The sequence below is a fragment of the Paenibacillus glycinis genome (assembly GCF_009909185.1).
GTDB lineage: Bacteria > Bacillota > Bacilli > Paenibacillales > Paenibacillaceae > Paenibacillus_Z > Paenibacillus_Z glycinis.
The window spans coordinates 33,872-59,776 of sequence record NZ_JAAAMV010000002.1 but is presented as its reverse complement, the minus strand read 5'-3'; the positions used below and the strand labels follow the sequence as shown (position 1 = coordinate 59,776).

The window sequence follows — 25,905 nt, the reverse complement described above, 5'->3', positions numbered from 1 at the left end:
GCGTTATTTTTTCTACTTTATGAGCATCTCCATGTTGATCCATACCATCTTGATCGTGCCTCGCGATCATATGAACGCCCGATATGACGGGGCGATCCTGTCCTTCCTGATCGGACCTGCGATCGGAGGCGTGCTGGTCTACGCGTATACCCGGTCCCTCTCGAAATTCAAGGGGAAAGGGCTGCCGGAAATCGCGGCCGAACGGCTTCCGAAAGCGTTAAGCCTGCCGCTGGTATTGGGCGCGGGACTAATGTCGTTCATCGCCGGGGGAATGGCTTGGATTCATTGCGCATTCATCATTTCCAAGTATCTGAACCCGGATATGTCGCCGTATGCGCTGCTCATCCTGTTCGTGATCGTCACCTGCGCTGGAGCGGTTCAGACGTCGAAAACGGTCCTGTTCAGCACGGAAATCATATATATCGTGTGCGTGCCGCTGCTCGTCGTCTTGCTGATTCATGGCCTCTTCAGCAAGAGCATGAATTACGACTCGGTGAAGGTCATGCTCGACTATACATGGGTCATGCCTTCATGGAGCAGCTTGTCGGCGGCTACCAATACGTTTGCCGGCTACATGGCGCTGTCGGTGTTCAACCGGACGTTTCCGGCCGATAAGCAAATCAAGCATCTCTGGCTGATTCCGGCGGTGGGGCTCATCCTGGAGTTGTTCTCGTTCTTCATCCCTATCGGCTTCCATGGAACGGACGGAGTGGACGATTATATCTATACCTGGGTGTCGACGGTGGATGCGTTTCGGATGAAATACTTGCTGATCGAACGGGTCGTCTCTATTTATCTGTTGATTCTCTTGGTCGTGACGTACGTGTTTACGATGATCACGTGGCATGTCGGCGCCGAGCTGGTCACGGGGGCGTTTCGAATCCGTCCGCCGAAGAAAGCTTCGCTGCGAACCCAGCTTCCCAGGCTTGCCGTCTGCGTGCTGATCGGGATCGGGACGGTGATCGCCGGGGCGCGTTTCGACGAGACCACGCTGTTCAAAGCGTCCTCGTTCTGGATGGGTATTCGGATGCCGCTCGATGTGCTGATCGTGTTCGCCGTAGTTCTACTCAGCCGATGGAGGTTAAAAGCGTGAAACGGACGATACTGTGGATGAGCGTAGGAATGCTGCTGCTCGCGGGTTTGCCCGGCTGCGGCTTCAAGGACATCGATCGGCGTTTCTTCGTGATGGCCATCGGCATCGATAAATCGGAGAAGCCCGACAAGCCGTATCATGTTTCCTTGAAAATGGCGATTCCGTTCTCCAAAATCGAGCCCGGCAAAACCAACACGTATCAGCTCGTCAGCGATGACGCGAGTTCCATTACCGAAGCGATACGGCATATGAAATCCAAGGTCGATAAAGAATTGGACTTCTCGCAAGCCAAGATCGTCGTCATCGGCAAACAAATGAGCGCGGAGATCCTGCAGAAGGATACGCTGGACTGGTTCATGCGCAGACGGGATATCCAAGGAGCCGCTTACATGGCGCTGGGCGATCCGAGCGCCGAAGAAGTGCTGAACGTGAAAACCGATTCCGAACGGTTCCCGGGCGACAGTTTGTTCTTGAGCTTCGACCATGACGGCACCGAATCGTCGTATATCGTGACCGAATATTTGTTCGATTTTCATCGTCGAGTGACCGAGAAGGGGCTCGATCCGTATTTGCCGATCATTCGGCCGACGGGCAACGCGTACTTGATCGATCAGGTGGCCGTGTTCGACAAGACGAAATTGAAAGCCGTGCTGAGTCCGGAGGAAACGCGAATCTTCAATAAATTGGTGGCGAAATATCAGAAATTCGATATCGAGACGAAAACGGATCAAATTCAATTTGCCTTGAACGTGGATAAGATCAAGACCAACTATAACATCGACACATCCGAAGATTTGGCGCCGGTGTTGCACTTGAACGTGCGCATGATCGGCCAAGCCGAGGAATCGTCGAAATCCTTTTATGAGAAGCCGTGGTCGTATTACGAACGGCTTGCCGAACAAGGCGTCGCCGCGCGCTACACGCATTTGCTGCAAAAGCTGCAGGCGCTGAACGTGGATCCGATCGGATTCGGATTGCATTACTGCGCAACGCATCATAACGGGCAGCAAGCCGAATGGACGGCGTGGGAAACGATTTATCCGAAGCTGGCGTTTAAGCCGAACGTGCGGGTTGAGATTAAGAGTTCTGGAGGGGTTAAGTGAACCCGGGGTTTCTTATACACTTTTTCACAAAACCCGTATTTTATACATATGTCATTAAATCGTTCTATCATTTGTTTCTTCTCTTGTTGTCGGTTTGACAAGAACTTGATGTCATAAATGATTGTTGTCGGTTTGACAAGAACTTGATGTCATAAATGACAAGAACTTTATCCCATTACCCATCGAACTGAAGATTCACTAACAAAAATAACCATACGCCCATGTTGGGACGCGTATAGCTGCAGCATTTTCCTTTGCTATCGACAACCAATGATAAAAGTAATTCAAGCAGAATTCTGTTGTGTAACGGTTTAACACCAGACTTTAGTACAGCAGCGGTATCTCTCACGTCCAGGTTAATTTGAGCCGATAACCTATCTCTTAGGTCCATAAGCGTTTCTTCTATAAGCTGTGTAACGAAATTTCTCGTTCCAGATTGGCTTGCTGGAAATTGTTGATCATTCTTCGATGCTATAAAAATGCTGAGCATTAAGTATTGTCTGCCTCCAAAAAATATAAGCATAAGCGTATGGGCAAATAGGGTTAAACTCCCCTTCTTCTAGCTTACGCAATTCTTGCAGCACTCTTATGCAATTATGATGCTTACTTAACAAGTTATTTCTTATATACTTGTCAATGGACTTAAAACATTGCTTATTTTCTTCGTATAACTCTTTGGTTAGTTGTATGTCTGAAATCATCTAGCTACCTACTAAAAGGTAGTTAAAACGAAATAACGGTGTGCTTTCTCCACTTGCTTTTAAGGTGAACATTATACCTTCCGCAATCAAGTTGAACCGATTAGCATCTCTTGAAGGTTCTTGCAAGGAGCTGCGCCCCTAATGGGAGGCCAAGATTCCATGTGCCTTCGGGGATCAACCCTGCCGTTTTTTCGTTATGTTCGAATTCTACCTTCTAGTAGATAGAAAGTCAATCATTGATTTCAGTCAAAATTTGCCTTCGGATTGCAGCATCAGTCGAGTTTTACGCCGGTGAGTTGCTCGCTAATCTGCCAAAGCCGACCGGCAGCAACGGGATCCGTTGCACGAGGGCGCACGCCATGCATCTCGGTTGAAGCATCTCTTGGCAGTGCGCGGGCAATTTCGCAATCCGCGCAATAAACGCCTCCTCTACCCGCAAGTAAAGGGCTAGTCGCGCACCAGACGCTCGTTGCCGCTCCTTGCTGGGGAGTCTTCTTATTATGATCCGGATCAATAATCGGCATGCCGGTTTCGTCGAGAATATTTAAGGCGTCCATATCAGCTTGCGATAAATGACGTTGAAGATCCGTAACGATCCCGCCCGGATGGACGGAGAAAGCCCGCACGCCATAGTGCTTTCCAATCGAGTCAAGTGCGACGGCGAACAAAGCGTTCGCGGTCTTAGCTTGCCCATAAGCAAGCCATGGATCGTATTCGCGGCGCTCGAAATTAAGATCGTCGAAATTGAGTCCCGCCCTCCGATGCGCATAGGAAGAGAGCGCTATGACACGAGCCCCTTCTGCACCTACGAGCGCAGGCCAAAGGCGGCAGGTCAATTGAAAGTGACCGAGATGGTTCGCCGAGAACTGGGATTCGTAGCCGCGCTCGTCCCGCATGAGCGGCGTTGCCATCACGCCCGCGTTATTTACCAAGATGTGAAGCTTTTCGAATTGGCGAAGGAAACGATCCGCAAATGCATCGATCGTGGCCGGAATAAGCAAGTCCATTGTGTCAATTAGGACATCCGGCAAGCCGGCCAATGCCTTTTTAGCTTTCTCGATATTTCGGGCTGGGACCATGACCTTGGCTCCGGCGGAGCAAAACGCGCGCACCGTTTCTAAGCCTATTCCGGAATAACCCCCTGTAACAATGGCGATTTTGCCAGTTAAATCAATCCCCTTCATAACCTCGACGGCGGTCGTTGAAGCTCCGAAACCGGAGCCGATAGGAGCCTGTTTAGTTGTCATCGATGTTCTCCTTCTAAACTTGTCTCGTTGGTGAATGCGATAGCCCGTATTTTGAACGTCAAGACAATGTTCTAAGTGATTCAGGGAAGACGAATGGAATAATTTCGTCCGATCGGCCGTCACGTGTTTTGGTTACCCATGCCGGATCGGCCAACAGGGCGCGACCAACCGCCACTAAATCGTAAGTTTCATTTTCAATCTCATCAGCAAGCTTTTTCAAGTTCGTTTCAACGGAATGCTCTACATGGGCAGTAGTAAGGTCGCTGGTAAGACCGACCGAGCCTACGGCAATGGTTGGTTTACCCGTCAATTTCTTCACCCAACCCGCAAGATTAAGATCTGAGCCGTCAAATTCGGGCGTGTAAAACCGATACGTCGAAACATGAAAAAGGTCTACCCCGGCCTCTACGAGCGGTTTGAGGAACATGGCAAGTTCTTCCGGACTGTTGACCAAGTTTGACCGATGTTCGCCGAGCTTCCATTGTGACATCCGGAAAATAATGGGGAATTCTGGACCGACGGCCTTGCGGACCGCCTCGATGACCTCAACGGCAAAGCGCGTTCTTTGCACGAAGTCGCCGCCGTATTTATCTGTCCGTCGGTTTGTCTTTTCCCAAAAAAATTCATCAATAAGATACGAATGCGCACCATGAATCTCAACACCGTCGAAACCCAGCCGTTTCGCATCGGCAGCGGCTTGACCGTATGCTGCGATGATCGATCGGATTCTTTCTTCGGTCAAAGGTTCAGCTGCTTGTTGCATGGAATACACTTCGATACCGGATGGTCCTACTGCCGGCGCTTCTGGATTCGGAAGCCGATCTGGTTTCGTCCAGCTATCGTTAGATGCTCGTGTCATGCCAACATGCCATATTTGGGGTACAATTTTCGCTCCTGCAGCATGAACTTCTTCCACAACCTTTGCCCATCCGTCTAATGCGTCCTTGCCATGAAAACGCGGAACGTCGGGATCACCCGAGGCAGCCGCATCATTAATCACGGTTCCTTCCGTAATGATAAGTCCAACTTGATTTTCCGCGCGTCGACGGTAATAGTGGGCTACGTTTTCGCCCGGAACGCCGTTTGGCGAGAAAGAGCGCGTAAGCGGCGCCATGACGATGCGATTTTTTAAGGAAAGCTTGTCGGATGCAAACGGCTTTAGAAGGCGGTTCATCGTTTCATTCATTTATAATTCCTCCGAATATGACTGCTTTTTGCTTACCTTGCATCAAGTCTGCCTATGCAAGGTCGTTCTCAATCGAGCATCCGTCCCATGGGCTATTCAATGAACCGATCGCCTTGGGGGCGGTTCATTTCTTCCCCGGAGGAACCGATGGAACAGGGCGTATTTACGGGACGCGAAAACAGGGCTGTCTCTCTTTGAGTCAGCCCTATTTTGAGTTCGTTATAAAGATTTTCTCAAAATGGTTCTGACGTCATCCTTTGTAAGCGGAACATAGTTACCGATTTGTTCGGCGAGCATCGCTCTTTCCGTCATCAGTTCAATTTCCTTGTCATCGATTCCATAGTCCGACAGCTTCGCAGGCGCTCCAATGGACGCCCAAAATGCCCGGAGTGCCTGAATCGCTTCCGATGCCAATTCTGCATCCGTTTTTCCCGTTGGATCCAGATCGAATACGCGAACGCCCAGCTGCGCGACTTTCTCGGGGCGTACGGCCGCGACATGTTCCATCCAATGCGGAGCAATGATCGCGATCCCGCCGCCATGCGGAATGTCGTGGACAGCCGATACTGCATGTTCGATCAGATGCGTCGCCCAATCCGGATTCACGCCCATTCCGGTTAGTCCGTTTAAGGCCAATGTGCCGTTTAAGAGCATGACTTCACGATAATCATAATTGTTCAAGTCGTTCACGAGCTTAGGCGCCGTTTCGATGACGGTGCGAAGAATCGCTTCGCCGATTCGTTCTTGAAGAGGCGCATTGCTCGAAGCATGAAAATACTGTTCGAAAACATGGGCCATAATATCCACGCTGCCGTATACCGTCTGGTCCCGAGGTACGGTGGATGTAAGCTCCGGATCTAGAATACTGAATCTCGGAAGCACGTGATTGGAGTTAAAGAAGGCTTTCGTATTCGTCTCCCAATTCGTGATGACGGAATTTCCGTTCATCTCGGATCCCGTTCCCGCGATCGTGATTACCGTGCCGATCGGTACGGCGCTGGAAGGTGCTTTTGCCTTGCTCGTCACGATATCCCATACGTCGCCGTCGTAGGGAACGCCCGCGGCGATCGCCTTCGCGGCGTCGATGACGCTGCCGCCGCCGACCGCAAGAATAAAATCGAGCTGATTTTCTCGGATGAGGGCAATCCCTTGGTTGACGGTCGTGAGCCGCGGATTCGGCTCAACGCCCCCCAGCTCAACGACGTAGGCGTCGATTTCGTTCAGTTCGCCGATTACTTTGTCGTAAAGGCCGCTTTTTTTAATGCTTCCGCCGCCGTACAAGAGAAGGACGCGTTTGCCGTACGCGGGAATCTCTTTTTTCAAGCTGCTTACTTGACCTTTACCGAACAAAAGCTTAGTAGGATTATGAAACGCAAAGCTTTCCATATTCGTTATACACCTCTCGATTGTAGTTTTAAGTTCTTTGACCAACCATCACTATCCTTAATCCGTAAAACCGTCATGCGGATCGAGATCTTTCCAGATGCACATCACCTCCTTAAAGTAACATTTATATATTTCAAATAATCGATATGAGTGATCAAAAAAATATTTAGAGTTCGCAAATTGTCGATATGTTTGTTCGTAGGAAAACTGAATTCGAACATCCATTCAGTTTTCCGTATCCGGTATTCGGTTATTTCTGAAGGAACCGGCCGATTTCCTTAATCGCCTCTTCATTCCTTCTGTAGTAGGTCCATTTCCCTGAACGCGTCGCATGGACCAGCCCAGCTCGTTGAAGCATGGAAAGATATTGCGAAGCGGTGGATTGATTCAAATTCAATTTTTCGGTAATCTGACTTACGCATACCCCGACCGTAACAAGATCAGCCCCTTCCTGGGGAGAAAAATGGGTGGTTGGATCCTTCAGCCATTCTAATATTTGAATACGCGCCTCATTGGAAAGTGCCTTAAAAATTTCGATTGGGTTGGTCATGTCGCTCATTATATATTACGGATTTGCAATATGTCAATTTCTCAATTCAAAATTGTATATACGCAATGAAATGTTGGATTCCGAAAGCTATCTTGCCCCTTTATTTCAACGAAAAAAAGTGGGGATTCATGCACGGCGGACACAGCAGCCAACGTACATAATCCGTCACCCTGTAACGAAGTGTTGAAGTAGTGTATACCTTTTGCTGAGATTCAAATCCAAATTCTAACGGTCATAAATTCGTAATATTCCTCCAAAGATAAAAGGTGATTATTGGGGAACGAGGTGCCTAGCTTCGATTCGCCGATCGAACTTCAACTATTTAGGGAGGACAACTCATGAATCAGTCTGGGCAGCAGGGGTTCTATGGCAAAGGGTCTTACACGAATGGCATACAGCAGCTCGGGATGAATCAGAATCAGTTTCAACTTCAGCAGAACCGTAGCACCTATCAACCGTCAGGCTACGTACAATCCCAATATCAGGGCATTCCCAAACGGCAAAGCAGCTATACTCCGCAGCCAAGCACAAGCACCATGTTCTCCAATACAAGTTACACGGCTGGAATGATGCAGCCCATCGACCAACTTGATGCAGAACTTATCAATAAACTCCCCGGCTTCAAGAATGGTTACGCCGAGGCGAACGGTATCCGTATTCACTATGTCGAAGGCGGCAAAGGCGAACCGCTCGTACTGCTGCCGGGCTGGCCGCAAACCTGGTGGTCTTACCACAAAATCATGCCCGCGCTCGCGACGCGGTTCCACGTCATCGCGGTAGATTTGCGCGGTATGGGCGGGACAAGCAGGCCGCAGAGCGGCTACGATAAGAAAATGATGGCTAAGGACATTAAAGCGCTCGTGGACAAACTGGGCTTGAAGCAGGTAAACATCGCTGGGCACGACATCGGGTCGATGGTTGCCTACAGTTTCGCCGCTAATTACCCGTCCGCCGTCAAAAAGCTCGCGATGCTTGATGTGCCGCATCCCTGCGAAGCGTTCAAGCTCGTATCCATTCTGCCTTCCGACAACGCCTTTACCAAGCCAAATCCGATTTATTTTACATGGTGGGACGCGTTCAATTCCGTGCCCGATTTGCCGCAGCAACTGCTGGAAGGCCGGTTTTACCTTATGCAGAACTGGGTGATGGACTACTTGTCGATTAACCCGACTCGGATTGACGCCTTCGACCGAAGCGTGTACGCGCAAGCTTATGACAGCCGCGATGCAATTCGCGCGTCGAACGCTTGGTTTCAAGCCTGGAATCAAGACATCAAAGATCTGACCGCTTATCCGTTGCTAACCATGCCTGTGCTGGGCTTGGCCTCGACCTTTTACGATATGCTGAACCCGTTCTTGGCCAGTAGGGCTTCCGATGTCAAGATGGTGAAGTTGAACAACGTCGGCCACTTCTTCCCGGATGAAGATCCGGAAGCAACAATCAACAACCTGATGGCCTTTTTCGAAACGCGGGTATTAGCCGCACTAAACCGTTGATCTTGCTCAAAAAAGTCCGATAGAAATTCAGCCGGTCATTATGACCGGCTTATTTAACGTTTTTTTCTGCAAACACGTCGAGCATATCCCCGATACCTTGCCGGCCAAGGCGAATATTCCACGTTAGGGAGAACATTTTAGAACATTATTACACGCCCTCGGCATTTCTATTATTTCCCGCTACATTCAAAGACATGTAAAGGTCTACGAGATCCTCACTCTCCACTTTAAAACCAAACCGTTCATAAAGACGTTTAGCAGAGCTTCCTTGTAAGACATTTAATGTGACACGTTTTCCTTTTACATCATTTTGTTCAAGCAAATTTTTTAATAGATGACTACGGATACCTTTACCTTGGTAATTGGGATGAATATAAAAATGTTCCAATAAATAACCGTCTAACGTTGGTTTCAGAGCTACGCTGCCAACAAAAGATGAATCATTCTCAATAATCCAAGTATGAACTGCGTCAAATGAATTACGGAAGCCGGCGCGACGCCTTACCGGCTTCCGCCATCGTGCGTGCTATAGAACATGCGCTTGAGCAGCCGGAAGATGTCGACGTGAATGAGTTGGTCGTTCAGCCTACAGCCCAGCTTGTTCTAGCATTTCCCAATCCTTTCATGGCTATGTACATTTAGTCTTAGCCTGAGTAAGACGCTGCACTTGCGTCGGCAATGAGATCAAGATCTTGTCAATTTCGGTAATGGGATCAAGTTCTTGTCATTTTATTTTGACAAGAACTTGATCCCATAAATACAAAAAGCCGCGATATAAGCGGCCATTAATGAGATAATGTTCTTGTCACCCGACAGATCTTGATGACTGTCGGTTGACAAGAACTTGATGTCATAAATGAGTCATCGCCATTGCGTATTTGCCCATGAAAAAACTCCCCACACCATAGCAGGTTTTCGCACTTCGCCTGTCTACCGCATGAGGAGCATCAGTCACCGAACATTCATTTCTAGACGATTACTTTATCTTCTTCTCAAACATCGTCTGCGTATGATCCACAAAATCTTCTGCTTCCTTAAGCACTGCCTGCTTCTTCTGATCGGCTTGTTCCTGCGTGATATCTCCTTGTGCTTTTACATCGTCGATTTTGGTAGTGAAGTCGGAAACAAGCGTATCGATCAGCTTCTGACGGGATACGTTGTGATCCTTGGCGATGTCCGCGAACGATTTGCCTGCTTGGACCTGTTCGGCGAAAGTAGCTTTGTCGATGCCGAGCAGTGCTAAGGCGGCTTGCATATTGTACTCGCCGCTGCCCTGCTCCTTCCCTTGCTCCTCGTTAAGCGGAGTGGTGAAGACGCGCTGCGCTTCCATCGCGGCCTTCTTCTTCACGTTCTCTTTCTCCTCGGCCGTAAGAACCTCCGGGCTGTGCTTCGCCTGAATTTCATCGCTGATTTCCTTCGTTAACTCATCGATCAACGGCTGAAGCGCTTTCCCTTTCTCTTTCGCGATGTCAGCCAGTGACTTGCCGTCCTTCACGGCTTGTTGGAAGGCTGCTTTGTCCAGACCAAGCTTAGTTGAAGCAGTTTGCTCAAAATCGATGGTTATCCCTTTGTCCGATTCCCCTTTATCGCCTTTGCCCCGTTCAACTACCAAGCTCTCCTTCTTCATGAACAGCGACTGCGTATGGTCGACGAGATCTTCGACATCGGTCAGTGCTGCCTGCTTCTGCTTATCGGCTTGCGCTTGCGTCAAATCACCGTTTGCCTTCGCTTCATCGATTTTAGCGATTACATCGGACAACAGCGCATCGATCAGCTGCTGACGGGATACGCCGTGATCCTTAGCGATATCGGCGAACGATTTGCCCACGTGTACCTGATCGGCGAAAGCGGCCTTATCGATTCCGACTAATGCAAGAGCCGCTGCCAAATTCCAGCTGCCTTGCTGCTTATCGCTCTCTTGATTAAGCGGAATTGCGAAGATGCGTTCTGCCTCCATCGCAGCTTTCTTCTTCACATTCGCCTTTTCCTCCGCCGTAAGATCCTTCGGATCGAGATTCGCCTGAATCTCATCGCTGATTTCCTTCGTCAGCTCATCGATCAGCGGTTGAAGCGCTTTGCCTTTTTCTTTCGCGATGTCTGCGAGCGACTTGCCGTCTTTTTGCGCTTGCTCGAAAGCCGCTTGATCCAGTCCGAGCTTCGATGAAGCGATGGCTTTCAAATCCAGCTTCAGCTTATTCGCTTTGCCCGGATCCGGCTTCTCTCCTTGCTTGCCGGCTGGCGCTGTCTGTTGGGAATCCGCATAGCTTGCCTTCTTATCCTCCTGCGATTTGCCGTTCAGGTTGTCTGCCGCATAAGCGGTTACCGGCACTGCGATCGCGATCAGCATTGCTGCGCCGGCGAGCTTCCAATTCTTCCTCATGGATTATCCCATCCTTATTTGGATTTGCCTTCCTTACAGCCGGGAGGCTGCATCGTTTAAGATAAAACAACATTCTGAAAAGAATCTGAAATGCTCGGAAGCGTTACGCGAAAAGTTGTACCGACCTGGGGGGTACTCCACACTTCTATCCTTGCCCGGTGCGCATCGACGATTTGTTTGGCGATCGCAAGCCCGAGGCCTGTCCCTTCCGACCGGCGGGTCCGGGCTTTATCCATCCGATAAAACCGCTCGAACACACGAGGCAGATGCTCGTTTTCAATGCCAATCCCTGTATCCCTGACGATAAAGGATGCCTTTTGTGGATTCGTTTCCAAGGAAACGGTAACGCTGCCGCCTTCCCGGTTGTACTGGATTGCATTCTCGATCAGAATGAGGATGAGCTGCCGAATGCGTACTTCGTCCGCTTGAATCATCGCTTCGTCCTCAACCGATGCGCTTTGACGGTTCTCCCATACCAGCTGCACATGCTTGGATGCCGCAATCGGCTCCAATTGCTCCATCACTTGGCGGATCGTGTAACGCAGTGAGAAACGCGAGACAACCAGCTCAAGCCGCCCGTTGTCGCTTCGCGCAAGCACGAGCAAATTCTCGACGAGCCGGCTCATATGATGGATTTCCCGTCCAAACTTCATCAATACATTCCGATGGAAGTCCGGCAGCTTATCGCTCTGCTCTTCCAACACCTCGTAGGCAGATTTCAAAATGCTAAGCGGCGTCCGCAGCTCATGCGATGCATCGGACGTAAACTGTTCTTGTCGCTGGAAGGCTTGTACGATCGGCCCCATCGATCGGCCCGCCAATATAAACCCGGCCGCTCCCCCGACGGCAAGCATGAGCAGGGCGAACCCCGCAAACGCCCATCGCAGCTGAGCTAAAAGCTCGTTATCATTCGTCACTTCCTGCGCAACGATTATCCTGTAGTCCTTGATTACACCATTCGGAATGATCGTTCCGCCAATTCGGAAGGTTCTTCCATCGGCGCTTACATTCCGATAAACATGATCCGGTTCCGCGAGAAGGTTGGGTAAAAGCGCCGTCAGCGGAAAATCCGCCTCACCCGGGTCTTTGCTGGATGCCGAGGACTGAAAAATTATTTCACCGTTCGAATCGAGCAGCCATGCCATCTGGTCAAGCTGCAGCCCTCCAGGATCATAGAACGAATTCACCTTGTCCCTATCCGCCGAAGGATCGAACAACAGCTTACCTTTAGGAGACTGGATCAGTTTCTGCAGCTCCGCCTCATACTGATTTCTTAATGAGTCCAGCTGATTGTCTTCCGTCGATGTCAGCATTTGCTGTACCACCCATAAGGAAAAAATCGCGGAGACCATAAGAATAACGCCGATGGTAAGCGAGAACTCTCGCGTTAACCGGGTTCGCGTCCGTTTGAACATGGTCCTCATTCCCCACCTATACTAAACAGGTATCCTACGCCGTAGACGCTTTGAATGCATTTTGATTCATAAGGCCCGGCCACTTTTTTGCGCAGCAATTTGATCGTGGCATCGACGGCATTCAGCGTCACATCCGACTCGAGCCCCCACACCTGATCCAGCAGCTGCTCCCGTGAAAGGACTTGTCCCGCATGACGGATATCTCCTAAGTTGATCGTATCCGACGATCGGTATCCCCGATCCTGCCGCCGAAACAGAGCGAATAAGCGCGCTTCCACTTCCTCGAACGCAAACGGTTTGATCATATAGTCGTCTGCCCCTGCTCGCAGCCCTTCTACCCGGTCATGAACGGCATCCCGCGCCGTCAATAGAAGTATGGGCGTATGTTCCTCGCTTCTGCGGATCTCCCGTACGAGCTCTAAACCCGTCACCTCGGGCATGATCCAATCCAGCACGAAGACGTCATACCGACCGGCTGCCAATGCTGCCTTCGCCTGACGGCCATCTTTCATCCAATCGACAACATGATATTGCCGCTTCAGCTGATGCTCGGTTAGTTCCCCAAGCATTTCATCATCCTCCGCCAGCAAGATACGCATGACTCTTACCTCCTGTAGCATCCATAGAACATCAATCATCAATGTACCGATCAATTATGAAATGAGCATGAAATTCCCGTACAGCCCATATGAGTCCAGAGTGGCATGATTCGGCTAGTCTGTTTCACGAGCTTACAGCTACGCACTTCCAAAAACAAGCTTTGGTCCAGATATCTTTCCACGAAAAAGCCTGTTGGGTCACCAACAGGCTCGTCTACTCAATATTCGCTTGCCAAATCAATCTCACGCTTGTTCTTCGCACTAATTGCAGGCGAACCGCCTCGGAAAATGACCAGAATGACAATCAGAATCGTCAGTACCAATGTTAAAGTATACTATTATTTGGAAATCCCGATAGTACTCCATTGAGCCATAGCTAAGGTCCTATTATTCTTAATCTCCCTTGATAACCCAGCAGCTTGCTCTGGCCGGTCATCAACTTCGCAGCCATCGTAATTGGCGACAACTTGCAGGTCATGCTGATCCATTAAGCATTCTTTACTACGCTCACGGAGATGGCATCCGTCGATATGAGCAAGTATGCGCAGATGACGATCATATTGGCTTTGAAGAGCCGGGAACAACTGGCGCCGGGTCAAGTTTCCTGCCAACCGAAAAGCCGGTACAGATTCAAATTGGCTCTCCCGCTGCCTCCGAAGGGGCTTTCATACCTTCTCCGTCTCCAAACGACACTATGTCTGCATTCGCCGTAAAAATTGGAACAGTCATACTCAAAAAAGAGCACGCGTAGCTACATGCGGCGATGTAGGTTCGTACGCAGGAACTAAATTCCAACGCTATGTAAATTAACCTTGACGCGCACCTACGTTCTGCTTGGAACTGTTGTCGGCAATGACATCAAGTTCTTGTCGGAATCGGGAATGACATCAAGTTCTTGTCAATGGCTCTTGACAAGAACTTGATGTCACAACATAAAAAAGCTGCGATTTACGTAGCTTTATATGAGGCAATGTTCTTGTCATCCGACAGTCATAAATGACAAGAACTTTATCTCATTGCCCATTTCTCGTCTTATTAGAAAATAACCATCGCTCATTGGCGATGGTTATTTTTTAATAAGACGGCGATCTGAATTCTGACTATATATCAACGTATTCTGAAATATCGTCTATGTCGAGTTGGCCGGCAATTTCCTGATAGTTCACCATACTGCCAGCTTGGCGAACATCAACCTTCAATTTCGGCTCGAAGCTCGTCCGCGGTCTGCTTGGGTGCTTGCAGATGCGGATAATGGCCGAGACTAGGGAGAATCGTAAGGTTTAAATTATTACGCTCAGCGAGCTCGACGCCCATTTCCTTCTTGATGTAGTTATCCTTTTCGCCCCACACGACTTTCACGGGGACGTTAAGCTTCGACATATTGGCTTCAAAATAGTCCTGGTCGCGAGTGAAGTGAGAGTAGTAGTGATAGAACGCGTCGGCCGCTGTGATATCGCCGTCCCACCCTTTTGCTATATCGTCCTTGAATTCTTGGGGCAACATGTAGCGCTCCTCTGCCGGATCGTCAAAGAAGAACGCGTTTGCCAGCACTTCATCTCTGGTCTGGTTCAATGCAGCACGCGCGACATCGGACGAGGGCTTTGATTTCAGGGCCACCAGGTTTCCCCACATGTATTGGGGCCGGTTGAACGGCGCAAAATCTCCGACGATAATCTTCCTCGCGATATCTGGCTGTTCCAGAGCGGCCAGTAACGCCGGCAAAGCCCCAATATCGGTTGCGTAAATCACCAGTTTCGAGCTGTCGATACCGGAAGCGCGGATATATTGTTCCAGCACCTCGGCATAGTCTATCGGCGCATAGGAAAAGCGATCGGCGCTCGGACGTGAGGATTGTCCGTAACCGGGCCAGTCGAACGCATGAACTTCATAATCGCTCGACAACAGTTCGGCAATCGGCATCCACGCATACATCGACTCCGGGAAGCCGTGTAGGAACAACACTGTAGCCTTCGGATGGGCAGGACGATAGACCATATGGCGAAGCTTGATATCCGAACTGACCTGCAACTCGCCAATCTCCATCTTTGACGAAGATGCTAAGTCCTTTTTTGCTGCTTCTGCCTCATTCATGTTGTTCTGGTTCATAGGATTTCCACTCCTTTAGCTGCGTCATCTCGTGCATAGAGGCTGCCTTGTCCATGATCGATGCAATGCTCTGCAAATTTAACGTTCATTGTGTTGTCCCCATCCTTCTGGCTAATGTACTTTAATATAATATTGTGTCTTTATCCCCGGAATGTTGGTGAACACGCTATTTAGCCGATTTGTTGTTTTTTAATTTTATTCACCGCGTTCTCCGCAGCCTCCATGATCACTTCGCCCAATGTAGGATGAGGATGGATCGTTAATGCCACATCCTCGAGGGTCGCTCCCATCTCGATGGCCAAGGCAAATTCCGATATAAGCGTTGACGCTTCGGGGCCGACAATTTGCGCCCCCACAATAATGCCTGACGCCTGATCCGCTACGATTTTCACGAAACCCTCCACTTCCTTTAACGCTAACGCTCTGCCGTTAATTGAAAAAGAGGATCTACCGATCGTAACGGGAATTTCCTTTGCTTTGCATTCCGTTTCGCTTAGACCAATGCTTGCGATCTCCGGTTCGGAAAAGACGACAAGCGGAATAGCTTTGTAATCAAGCGCGGATTGTTTTCCCGCAATCGCTTCTGCAGCGATTTTTGCTTCATACGAGGCTTTATGAGCAAGTGCCGGACCGCTAATAATATCGCCGATCGCGAAAATATTTGGGATCGCAGTTCTGCACTGGTCGTCCGTCTCGATCAATCCTCTGTTCGTCGTCATCAAGCCGATGTGCTCGAGCCCCAAATTCCCGTCCGTATTCGGCCTTCTGCCGACGGTCACTAGCGCGTAATCTGCGCTAATCATTTGCTGCTCTTCGTTTTTTGAATAGTAAATGGTCACTCCGTCTGCATGCTGTTCGGATTGATTGACTTTTGCCTCGGTTATGATCGTTACGCCTTCGGCGGTTAACTGCCGGACGACAGGACGCGTAAGTTCTGCTTCGAACCCCGGCAGCACTTGTCCGCCTCCTTCAAGGATCGTTACTTTCGTTCTGAATTTCGCATACATCTGTCCCAATTCAACGCCGATATAACCGCCGCCGATGACCACCAGGCTCTCAGGAATTTGAGTCAGTCCCAGTGCCTCCGTGGAAGACAAGATCCTGCCGCCAAAAGGTACGGCATCGATCTCGATCGGACGGGAACCCGTCGCCAAGATGACATGTTTGAACGAGATTTCATGATCGCTGTCTTGTTGTTTAATCACGGCGGTATGACCGTCGATAAGGCTCGCTTCTCCTTCAATCACTGTTACGCCGGCCGTCTTCAGCAGATAATTCACTCCGCCAGCCTGCTTGTTCACGACCGCTTGCTTGAAAGCTTGCGACTCCTCGAATGAAGACGCATCGGATGCACAGGACAATTCCTTGCGTAATTTGAAGCGATGTGCCTCCGCTATTAATGCTTTCGAAGGAATGCAACCTACATTGGTACATACCCCACCAATCTGTTCTCGTTCGACAACGGCCGTCTTCATCCCAAGCTGCGCCGATTTCAGTGCAGCCACATAACCTCCTGTGCCTGAACCAATAACCAATGTGTCTACCGATTCTAGATGTGTCATGTTTGCCAGCTCCCGAGTGAAGATTTTGTAATTCATGACGTAGTTAGTATGGTTAACGCTCTGGCGTAAGCTCATTTATCCCATATGCTACCCACAATTTCGAATTAAAACGCACCTCAAGTAGGGTTCATTTGCTGTGCTCTACCCATTCTATTAAGCAACGGTTCGAGGCTTCCGAAGAATTAAGCTTAATAACACGCCGAAGATCGCAACGCATGCCACGATAAAGTAAGTATCGCCGAACGCAAGAGCGGATATCTTCAATCGATCGGCGTGTGCTCCCGCTTCCGCCATGCGAGTTCCGATTCGTGATGTTAAATGTCCCATGAAAGCAGCGATGGCAAAAGAAATCACAACCTGCTGCGTAGCGGAAGTTAACGGCGTTACCCGGCTGATCAGTTCGCGCGGGGCGGATTTCAAAACATGCGTATTGATGGTCATGATCGACATTCCCATGCCGCAGCCCATCAGGAATAGCGGAAACATTAACGCTATCACGCCTGTATCGATGTCAATCCTAGAAAGCAATAATAAGGCGACGGACATGATGCTCATCCCCGTAAATACCAGTGGTCTAGCACCTAATTTATCAGCCAATCTTCCTGAGAATGGCGTAATCAGCAGCGCACCCAGCGAAATAGGAAGAGCGATTGCCGCGCTTACGATAGGTGTGCGACCCAGTACGCCTTGTTGATATAACGGGAGCAAAAGAATAGAGACGAACATCGATATTTGTAATGCCCAAGAAATTATAATGCCGCGGGTAAAATCGGAAGATTTAAATACGCGTAATTCAAGTAAAGGTTGTTTATGCCGCAGCTCTACGATAATGAACAGAATTAAGGCGACTCCCCCAACGATTAAGCCTGTTAGCGTGTTTTGGGAACTCCAATCCGTTCCGCCTTCGCTTACGCCGTAAGTAAGCATGGTAAACGCGATCGGGCCCAGTATCATGCCCAAGATGTCCAAAGCAGGTGCTTTACCGCGCTCCACTTTAGGCAATAGTTTAATGCCTACCAGGAGAGCTACGATTCCAATCGGCAAATTGATGAGGAAGATCCAGTGCCAAGATGCAATTCCGATCAGCCAGCCGGAAATCAAAGGTCCTGTTGCGGGGGCAACCAACATAGGCACGCCTAGAACGCCCATCACGGTACCTTTCTTTTCAGGAGGAGCTAGCCTAAAAGCAATTGCCATGCCAATCGGAGACACCATGCCTCCTCCGAGGCCTTGAATGATACGGAATAGGACAAGTTGTTCAGGCGTTTGGGCAAAGGCACATAGAACGGAGCCAATCGTAAACAATGCAATCGTTATTAGAAATATCCGTTTTGCGCCGAACTTATCCGTCATCCAACCTGCTAATGGGATAACCGTTGCTAGTGCAAGCGTGTAGCCTGTTATAGTCCATTGAATCGTTTTTAATGGGCTATTAAAGTATTTCTGCAAGGTAGGTACGGCTACATTCATTATCGTAGTATCCAATAGAACCATAATCATTCCAATCATAACGGCAAGAAGCGGAGCGATAATGCTTTTGATTGAAAACTCAGGTTTTTCATTGGCTTGTGCAAGCATTTGAATAAATACCTCTCTCTTTTGATTAGTGGACAATCCATTCATTGTTAGTCAGCGCTTTAACCTGAATTGCCACGCTGAATGCGATTCGCCTTGGCTTATTCGTTACTTAACATGATCGCGGCGACTTGTTCCGGAATATCAATTTGCAGCCAGTGGCCTGCCGGTAAAACATGTAACGATGAGTTTTTTAAACGAGCATGGAAATCCTCGGCAACGCCGGTGTTCAGATAGGGATCATGATCGCCCCATATCAGTTTGAATGGAATATCGAGCGCCTCCATTTCAGGCAGGCGTTTTGTATTTCGCGTGACTTCTTCAAACAATTGCGACGTCATTTGCACGAATGCCGGCGTAGAGGTCGGGTGTTTGGTGAAATTGGTTTCGATAATGGGGCCAAGGAAATTTGCAAGGTATTGAATCTGGGAATCATCCTTCATATGTTCAAGGAACTTGCTCATTTGAAATTTCAGCGCCCATTCGAACTGCTCCGGGCTCTGCAGAAGCGCCTGCGTGTAAGATTTTAAATCCGTATGCGCAAACAGTCCGATAATCTCCGGCGTCTTTTTCGTTGGCGCTACCCCATAGGCGCAGTTGAGCAAGCAAACGGAAGCTACGTGTTCCGGATAATCAATCGCGTAATTGATCCCTGCCGGCCCGGAAGCATCGTGTGCCACGGGAACGATTTTATCAAGTCCTAGATGCTCCACGACAGCATGGAGATCGCTCAATTGCTGCTCGTAACTGTACCTGGCGCCTGTTTGTTTGTCTGAGTATCCAAAGCCAAGGAAATCAAATGCCACGACTCGTCTGCCGCCTGCTACTAGGTGCGGGATCAAATCATCGTAGATATGCAAATTGTCCGGAAAGCCGTGCATGAGAACAAAAGCCGGCTCGCTGCCTTCATAATCGCGGACATAAATGCTGCCCTGTCCACGATCGATATGGTGCTCTAGATAAGCCGGAGTTGCGTTGAATGGTTTGTTAATTGTGTTAGTCATTTGCTTTGTCCCATCCTTTACGTTTGTGAGTTAATCAATTACCATATAGAAGCAATTAATCTACTAGTTGATCAGTTGTTGGCAAAAAAATAATAAGCGAAGAAGGTTTTGATCAATGGCTTGAACAAATTATACATAATAAAGCAATTAATCTACTAGTTGATCAGTTTTGTGCAAAATATACGTCATGCCATGCCTTTTACGGCTGCATGAATGGCATGATGGATATATCCGAATGGGTAGTAACGATTTGTAAATTAATCTACTAGTTGATCAGTTTTCGACATGAGAGATCAGCTTTTTATTAATCTGCACACTTGTTCTTCTATTTGCGGTAAAATGTCTCTTTTTAACACCCGTTTATACTGCATACCGCCTTTTATACAGCTGATTACAGCATAAGCCAAAGATTCAATATCGACGGCATTATGAACGATGCCTTCTTTTTGGGCTTCTCTTAATATGTCATTCCAACATTTCAATTCAAATTGGCTCAGCTTTTCAACTCTTAGTTGAACCGCTTCGGGAAGGGATTCATAGTCCGCTTGTAACGAAGATAAAGGACAAATGCCATTACCAGCAATTTCGAATTGTTTTAAAATGAGCTGCTTGATCTTTTCTTCAACGGGTATTGAAACTGTATTACTCATGGATATCAAAAAACCTTGTAAAGATTGCTGCATCATATCCGTTATGGCGAGTGCTAAATCCTCCTTTTTTTCAAAATGGTAATGAATGGTAGCCTTAGTCAGACCCAGTTGTTTGGATATATCGTCGTAACTAAAAGCTACATATCCTTTTTCACGAATCAAATCTAAAGCCAGTTTGAGAATTTGCGTTTTTCGATTTTCCATACCCGAAGTCTAACTGATTCGATAGTAGGTGTCAAGCATGCGCGTTTCCAGCTGTGACTGTCTATTTAATTTTGACACGCGAAGTATACACATCGATATCATGTAGAAGTGAATAAAATAACGTTTGGATTCTCATACTACTACGGGAAATCACCAGCACATTTTCCTTTGGAGGATTGCCAGATGCCTGTCCCTTCGCCACCGATCGATTTCGTTCGTTTGATTAGAGAAGCACTTGGCCATTCGCCGGACTTCAATCACCGTTTATTGCCAGCAGTCGATCATCGCGAAATCCACTGTTTCTTTATCGAAACGCTCGTAGACAAGGTCCGTTTCGATGAATTTATACTTCAACCTTTCTTCCATGCCAACCCTATCTTGGACAATGAAGACCAATGGACTAGCATCCTCTCCACCGGCACGAATGGGAATTTCATCGAAACCTTGCACGATGTTCAATCCTGTATCAAATATCTTTTAGAGGGATATATCGTCATTTTCCCAGTACATATCGGCTTCCCTTCGGCATTGGATTATTCGAAGATTCCCTCCAGAACGGTTACCGAACCCACGATCGAAGTTACGATCCGCGGCCCGAAAGAAGGATTCACGGAGGATATAAAAACGAATTTGGCCTTGATCCGGAAGCGTATCAAATCGGACCATTTCACTTACGAACGACTAACCCTTGGTCAAGAAACGAAAACTGACGTTTATTTGGTTTACATGAACCATCTAGCATCGCCTGCCGTCATTGCGGAAGCGAAGCGTAGATTAACGTCCATCCAAACGGATAGCGTGCTCGAAAGCTCATACATCGAAGAATGGATCCAAGATCGTTCCTGGTCTCCTTTCCCCCAAATGTACGCAACGGAAAGGCCGGATGTCGTCTCTGCGCACGTGCTGGAAAACGCTTTTGCGATTATGACAGCCGGTACGCCGAGCGTATTGATCGGGCCGATAACGTTTTTCCAATTATTTAATTCGCCGGAAGATTATTATGAACGGACCGACATCGCCAATTTAATTCGTTGGCTCCGCATTCTGTCGTTTCTCCTGGCTATTTTTGTTCCGTCGCTCTATATCGCCGCGGTTACCTACAACCAGGAAATACTGCCGGTTTCCCTTCTGATAAGCTTATCCTCCCAACGCGAAGGCGTACCGTTTCCGGCATTTATCGAAGCGATCATCATGCTTGTTACCTTCGAGATCCTTCGAGAAGCCGGGCTTCGAATGCCTAGGATCGCGGGTCAAGCGATCTCGATCGTCGGCGCGCTTGTGCTAGGTCAGTCAGCAGTCGAAGCTGGCCTCGTATCGGCCTCGATGGTCATTGTCGTGTCTATCACCGCGATCGCTAATTTCGTTGCTCCAACCTATGGTTTCGGAATTGCTCAGCGTATCATTCAATTCGGCTTTCTGGTGCTAGCCGGCGTTTTCGGTCTATTCGGAATCACTTGCGGAATCCTGCTGGTCATTACTCATCTCGTTTCCATTCGTTCCTTTGGCGTGAAATATTTTTCACCTTTGGCTCCTTTGCGTCTAGCTGGTTTGAAGGACGCCATATTTAGAGCGCCGAGGCCGCAGATGAAGCGCCGCAGGCTTTTCTCGAAGCGGCATTAGGATGGTTGTAAGGGGATAGACGATGAAACGAAAGCGTGCAATGTCAGTTGTTGTAGTGGTAATATGCTGTTTATTAACCGGTTGTTGGGATAAAAAGGAAATTAATGACCTGGCGATCGTTGACGCAATCGGCGTGGACATCGATCCTGATTCAGGCGAGAGATTGGTTTATTTTCAGATCGTTAATCCACCCGGGGTAGGGGGCAAATCCGGAGAATCCTCCAAAGCTTCTGTCTACACCTACAAAATGAGCAGCATCGACTCGGTTTCCGGATTCACGGTATTTGCCAATAAACAGATCCCTCGCATGATTTTCAGCAACGACGTGCAGTTGTATATTATGACGCTCCGCTATTCCCAAAAGTATTACCGGGAAATCCTCGACTTCATTGAAAGCAATCCAACCAGGCGTTCTACGGGTTATTTCGTGGCGACCGATGCGCCGATCGATACGATTATGAATACGATTGTCCCCGTGGAACGCGTGCCCGGCCGAGCAATGCGTTCCATGATCGAGCTGCAGCAGAAGGTTAGCGGCGTCTATGGGAAGCATATTCGGGCACGGGATGCCATTAACGGCCTTTCCCGAAACCGCCCGATCGTCATTCCTTTCGTATCGGTCATGAACGACAAAGTGAACCCTCAATTCGCGAAGCTCGAAGCCATAAATGCCCCTTATAAAAGCGTTGTATTCGATGGAGGCGCCGTTTATGTCAAAGACCGCCTGACAGGTAAAATCGATTATGAAACGAACAATTTGAGCAATTTGCTCAGCGGAGATGCCGACCGATATTTATTGAATTATTCGGATGGCGAAGGCGGAATCGAGGTGATGCTGGAGGACCCGATCATCGATCGAAAATTAGCTATAGCCGGGGATACGCCGATCCTTAGCCTGAACATCAATGCTTCCTTACGCATTTATTTGGACAATCGAACCAAAGACTCGGATTATTTTGATGTTCATGAAATCGAACGATTGATGACCAAAGAATTCGAGAAGCGCTGTCTGAAATTGGTGCAGCTCACAAGAAAAAAAAGTTGGGATTTGCTAGGCATACAAGATCAGATCGATCGTAAGCGCAGTAAGGTTTGGTCGGGGTATAAAACCGATTCGAACGCATGGAAGAAAACGGATGTCCATATCTCGGCTGATTTTAAAGTCAAGTGGCTGGGTCGAACAAAATCTTCATATGGAAGAAGTGAGTCTAAATAATGGAAACCGCTCGCTTGTCAAGTTGGCAAATGTTTCTGCTTACGCTGGCATTTACATTAGGGACCTCTTTTTTCATCATCCCGGGAGGAATCATCGGCAATGCCAAAGAGTATGCGTGGCTCATTCCCCTTGGTGCCGGGCTGTATGGCATCGTTGTCGCTGCACTTTGGCTGTATTTGACTTCTCGCTATCCGGGCCTCGGCATCATACAGCTGTGTCTTAAGCTGTTAGGTCCCAAGATCGGCTTTCTTTTCGGATGCTTGTACCTTGTCTTCTTCATTCAACTGGCAGCTTGGGTGGTTAGAAATTTAGGGGATTTCATCAAAGTCAATCTGCTCGTCCACACGCCCATCTCAGCTGTTCATCTCATGTTTTTGCTCGTTTCCGCCTATACCGTCATTCTTGGCGCCGAAACGATCGCTATGCTGACAGAGTTTTTAACGCCCGTGCTTGTCATTGTTTTCTGGATTGTATTCTTCCTCATGCTGAAAGGTTGGGACTGGGCGAATTTCGGGCCGGCGCAGGAATTTCATCCATGGCAGCTCATGGCGACATCGAAACAAATATTCGGTTTCCCGTTCTCCGAGACGGTATGCTTGACGATGTTCTTCCCGTTTGTCCAGCAACGGCTTAAAACCTCTTTTATAGCTGGAATTGGCGTAGCTGCCATACTCATCAGCTTAATCGTGTTTTTCGTCCTTGGCATCGTAGGCGTTTATCGTTCGTCGCATCTGACCTATCCCATCTTCACTCTAGCGCAAGAGCTGCCGTTTTCATTTTTTATCGAGCATCTGGAAGTCATTATTTGTTTGGTTTGGTTTTGCGCCATTTCCATAAAGCTATCCATCTCTATGTACAGCGCAGCTGCGGGAATAATCCAGCTCTTCCATTTGAAGAACAGAACGTTCATCGCCCTTCCTCTCATCTGGATCATCCTTCCGATTTCCCTGCTGTTCGAAAGCGTCATATCCAATATTGAATGGGATCGCAAGTACAGTTTTGCCTTCGATTCTTTTTATGCCATCGTCATTCCTGCACTGCTCGTCATTGTATCTTGGATACGAAAAAAACAACTTCCGGACATCAATCAAGCATGATTATGCTAATCGCTTTTTATGTTGTGTACATTGTCGCCTCGACAATTACGATGGTGAGATCGGGTGCCTCCGTTAAAGAAAAAACAGTCAACATCGCCTTGGCCACGATTGGCGGCGTGCTATATGCAAGTATAATCCTCCGGCATCCGATCGATACGAATCAGATTATTGGCTGGACCATCGACTTCTTCATCCATTGACGTTTCGCATGTTATGCCTGCCCCAGCATGATCGCTGCAACTTGTTCCGGGCTATCGATTTGCAGCCAGTGACCGGCCGGCAAGATGTGCAGCGAAGCGTGTTTTAAATGCAATTGGAAATCCTTGGCCACGCCCGTATTGAGATAGGCATCGTTTTCGCCCCAAATGAGTTTGACCGGAATATCGAGCGCCTCCATTTGAGTGATACGTTTTGTATTTCGTGCTACTTCCTCGAATAACTGCGACGTCATTTGCACGAACGCCGGAATCGAGCTCGGTTGTTTTTTGATATTGTCTTCGATTAGCGAACGCAGGAAACCTGAAAGATGTTGCTTTTGTCCGTCCTCCAAATTTTCCGTGAATTTACGCATTTGAAAATCCAACACCCATTGAAACTGTTCCGGGCTCCGCAGAAGCTCTTGCGTTAAGGATTGCAGATCCGAGTGCGCAAACAAGGCGATGATCTCCGGTGTTCTTTTCGTAGCTGCCGTCCCATAAGCGCAATTGAGCAAACATAAGGAATCCACATGCTCCGGATAATCAATCGCATAATTAACACCGGCGGGACCAGATGCATCATGCGCGACGGGAACGATTTTACCCAGTCCCAAGTGTTCGACTACCGCGTGAAGATCGCCCAGCTGCTGTGCGAAGCTGTAGCTCGCGCCAGCTTGCTTGTCAGAATTGCCGAAGCCGAGAAAATCGAATGCCACGACTCGTCTGCCTCCCGCAACCAAATAGGGAATCAAATGATCGTAAATATGCATATTGTCCGGAAAGCCGTGCATAAGGACAAAGGTAGGTCCATTACCTGCGTAATCCCGGGCATAAATGCTGCCCTGGCCGCGATCTATGCGATGCTCCGCACAGGTTGGGGCGGCGTTCACTTTTTCGATTGTTATCGAGCGGCTACTCATTGGTGTGTATTCCATCCTTTTAGTTATTTTTTGATTTGATTTATTTAGGATTTCTTGTCCGAAGTATGATATACCTATTTAGAATCCCCATTTATTTACATCTCCCTGAATGACCAATTTGCTTTAACATCTTTTGTTGGACATGTCAATGTCTAGCTCCAACATCAATTAAAAAATTTCATAATAACTTGAATTATTAGCGGAAGGGCTGACAATAACCAGCGACAATCCGAGGATGAGCAAGATTCCTAACGGGACATTTAAATAAAAAATTGATCTCGAACCTGCAGAATCCATAAGCAAAACACCTTCGATCGATCTGGCCGCTCCCCCTTGGACCCTATAGCGCCGAAGATTCCAAAGGCTTTATTTCGCTGTAGTCCGATAGGAAAATTGTTGTTCTGAGCGACATAGCAGCCGGAATTGAAATTGCTGCGCCGATTCCATGGATTGCTCTGCTGGCGATCAGCCAAATCGGATTCAGCGATAATCCTCCGGCAAGGGAAGTCCAAAAAAAATAGACCGATCACTAGTACGCGTTTTCTTCCAAGCAAATCACTCATTTTCCCCCCCCCCGATCATCAGGAAACATGCGAAG

Annotated in this window: 20 protein-coding genes and 1 pseudogene; 6 read left to right on the top strand and 15 right to left on the bottom strand. The window is 48.4% G+C overall.

Features of this window, described 5'->3' with window-relative positions; genetic code table 11:
* Positions 1-19: 19 nt before the first annotated feature.
* Together GT019_RS04410 and GT019_RS04405 are read left to right on the top strand one after the other, a co-directional pair.
* On the top strand, positions 20-1,093 hold the full coding sequence (locus GT019_RS04410; RefSeq protein WP_268896022.1) for a GerAB/ArcD/ProY family transporter: 1,074 nt from the start codon (positions 20-22) through the stop codon (positions 1,091-1,093).
* A complete protein-coding gene (locus GT019_RS04405; protein WP_161741545.1) occupies positions 1,090-2,196 on the top strand; it encodes a Ger(x)C family spore germination protein in 1,107 nt (368 codons plus the stop codon). The genes GT019_RS04410 and GT019_RS04405 overlap by 4 nt, the downstream gene beginning before the upstream one ends.
* 973 nt (positions 2,197-3,169) lie before the next feature.
* Here the strand turns inward: GT019_RS04405 and GT019_RS04400 are convergent.
* From GT019_RS04400 to GT019_RS04385, 4 genes are all read right to left on the bottom strand, one after another.
* On the bottom strand, positions 3,170-4,144 hold the full coding sequence (locus GT019_RS04400; RefSeq protein WP_161741544.1) for an oxidoreductase: 975 nt from the start codon (positions 4,142-4,144) through the stop codon (positions 3,170-3,172).
* Between the two features lie 58 nt (positions 4,145-4,202).
* A complete protein-coding gene (locus GT019_RS04395) occupies positions 4,203-5,330 on the bottom strand; it encodes an NADH:flavin oxidoreductase (RefSeq protein WP_161741543.1) in 1,128 nt (375 codons plus the stop codon).
* A 219-nt stretch (positions 5,331-5,549) separates the two neighbouring features.
* Positions 5,550-6,716, bottom strand: coding sequence for an iron-containing alcohol dehydrogenase (locus GT019_RS04390; protein WP_161741542.1), 1,167 nt, complete (start codon positions 6,714-6,716; stop codon positions 5,550-5,552).
* Positions 6,717-6,966: 250 nt separating this feature from the next.
* The gene (locus GT019_RS04385; protein ID WP_161741541.1) at positions 6,967-7,266 is read right to left on the bottom strand and encodes an ArsR/SmtB family transcription factor; all 300 of its coding nucleotides are present in this window, start codon (positions 7,264-7,266) and stop codon (positions 6,967-6,969) included.
* A gap of 338 nt (positions 7,267-7,604) precedes the next feature.
* On the opposite strand from GT019_RS04385, the gene GT019_RS04380 reads away from it, so the two are divergent.
* Positions 7,605-8,762, top strand: coding sequence for an alpha/beta fold hydrolase (locus tag GT019_RS04380; protein ID WP_201755241.1), 1,158 nt, complete (start codon positions 7,605-7,607; stop codon positions 8,760-8,762).
* 148 nt (positions 8,763-8,910) lie between these two features.
* Here the strand turns inward: GT019_RS04380 and GT019_RS04375 are convergent.
* The 9 genes and pseudogenes from GT019_RS04375 to GT019_RS04325 all read right to left on the bottom strand — a co-directional run.
* A pseudogene (locus tag GT019_RS04375) lies at positions 8,911-9,225 on the bottom strand (GNAT family N-acetyltransferase); the annotation flags it as partial.
* Between the two features lie 513 nt (positions 9,226-9,738).
* Positions 9,739-11,109, bottom strand: coding sequence for a hypothetical protein (locus GT019_RS04365; protein ID WP_161741539.1), 1,371 nt, complete (start codon positions 11,107-11,109; stop codon positions 9,739-9,741).
* An 89-nt stretch (positions 11,110-11,198) separates the two neighbouring features.
* Positions 11,199-12,455, bottom strand: a complete 1,257-nt coding sequence (locus GT019_RS04360) for a sensor histidine kinase (RefSeq protein WP_161741538.1) — start codon at positions 12,453-12,455, stop codon at positions 11,199-11,201.
* Positions 12,456-12,562: 107 nt separating this feature from the next.
* Entirely contained in the window at positions 12,563-13,156 is a 594-nt protein-coding gene (locus GT019_RS04355) for a response regulator transcription factor (protein WP_161741537.1), read from the bottom strand.
* A gap of 1,188 nt (positions 13,157-14,344) precedes the next feature.
* The gene (locus GT019_RS04345) at positions 14,345-15,262 is read right to left on the bottom strand and encodes an alpha/beta fold hydrolase (RefSeq protein ID WP_161741536.1); all 918 of its coding nucleotides are present in this window, start codon (positions 15,260-15,262) and stop codon (positions 14,345-14,347) included.
* Positions 15,263-15,432: 170 nt separating this feature from the next.
* Positions 15,433-16,824 (bottom strand): dihydrolipoyl dehydrogenase, encoded by a 1,392-nt coding sequence (gene lpdA / locus GT019_RS04340; protein ID WP_161741535.1) that lies wholly within the window; start codon positions 16,822-16,824, stop codon positions 15,433-15,435.
* 153 nt (positions 16,825-16,977) lie between these two features.
* The gene (locus GT019_RS04335) at positions 16,978-18,402 is read right to left on the bottom strand and encodes a DHA2 family efflux MFS transporter permease subunit (RefSeq protein WP_161741534.1); all 1,425 of its coding nucleotides are present in this window, start codon (positions 18,400-18,402) and stop codon (positions 16,978-16,980) included.
* 98 nt (positions 18,403-18,500) lie between these two features.
* On the bottom strand, positions 18,501-19,403 hold the full coding sequence (locus tag GT019_RS04330) for an alpha/beta fold hydrolase (protein ID WP_161741533.1): 903 nt from the start codon (positions 19,401-19,403) through the stop codon (positions 18,501-18,503).
* Positions 19,404-19,696: 293 nt separating this feature from the next.
* Positions 19,697-20,257 carry a TetR/AcrR family transcriptional regulator gene (locus GT019_RS04325; RefSeq protein ID WP_161741532.1) on the bottom strand — a complete coding sequence of 187 codons (561 nt, stop codon included), beginning with the start codon at positions 20,255-20,257 and terminating at the stop codon, positions 19,697-19,699.
* A 183-nt stretch (positions 20,258-20,440) separates the two neighbouring features.
* Between GT019_RS04325 and GT019_RS04320 the strand changes: the two genes are divergently transcribed.
* Genes GT019_RS04320 through GT019_RS04310 form a run of 3 tightly spaced genes read left to right on the top strand, consistent with a single transcriptional unit; the run spans position 20,441 to position 24,190 of the window.
* Entirely contained in the window at positions 20,441-21,877 is a 1,437-nt protein-coding gene (locus tag GT019_RS04320) for a spore germination protein (protein WP_161741531.1), read from the top strand.
* A 22-nt stretch (positions 21,878-21,899) separates the two neighbouring features.
* A complete protein-coding gene (locus GT019_RS04315; RefSeq protein WP_161741530.1) occupies positions 21,900-23,093 on the top strand; it encodes a Ger(x)C family spore germination protein in 1,194 nt (397 codons plus the stop codon).
* Positions 23,093-24,190 carry a GerAB/ArcD/ProY family transporter gene (locus GT019_RS04310; RefSeq protein ID WP_161741529.1) on the top strand — a complete coding sequence of 366 codons (1,098 nt, stop codon included), beginning with the start codon at positions 23,093-23,095 and terminating at the stop codon, positions 24,188-24,190. The genes GT019_RS04315 and GT019_RS04310 overlap by 1 nt, the downstream gene beginning before the upstream one ends.
* A gap of 211 nt (positions 24,191-24,401) precedes the next feature.
* Here the strand turns inward: GT019_RS04310 and GT019_RS04305 are convergent, their stop codons facing one another.
* Both GT019_RS04305 and GT019_RS04300 read right to left on the bottom strand, forming a co-directional pair.
* The gene (locus tag GT019_RS04305) at positions 24,402-25,307 is read right to left on the bottom strand and encodes an alpha/beta fold hydrolase (RefSeq protein WP_161741528.1); all 906 of its coding nucleotides are present in this window, start codon (positions 25,305-25,307) and stop codon (positions 24,402-24,404) included.
* Positions 25,308-25,567: 260 nt separating this feature from the next.
* Positions 25,568-25,870 (bottom strand): hypothetical protein, encoded by a 303-nt coding sequence (locus tag GT019_RS04300; RefSeq protein ID WP_161741527.1) that lies wholly within the window; start codon positions 25,868-25,870, stop codon positions 25,568-25,570.
* Between the last annotated feature and the right edge of the window lie 35 nt (positions 25,871-25,905).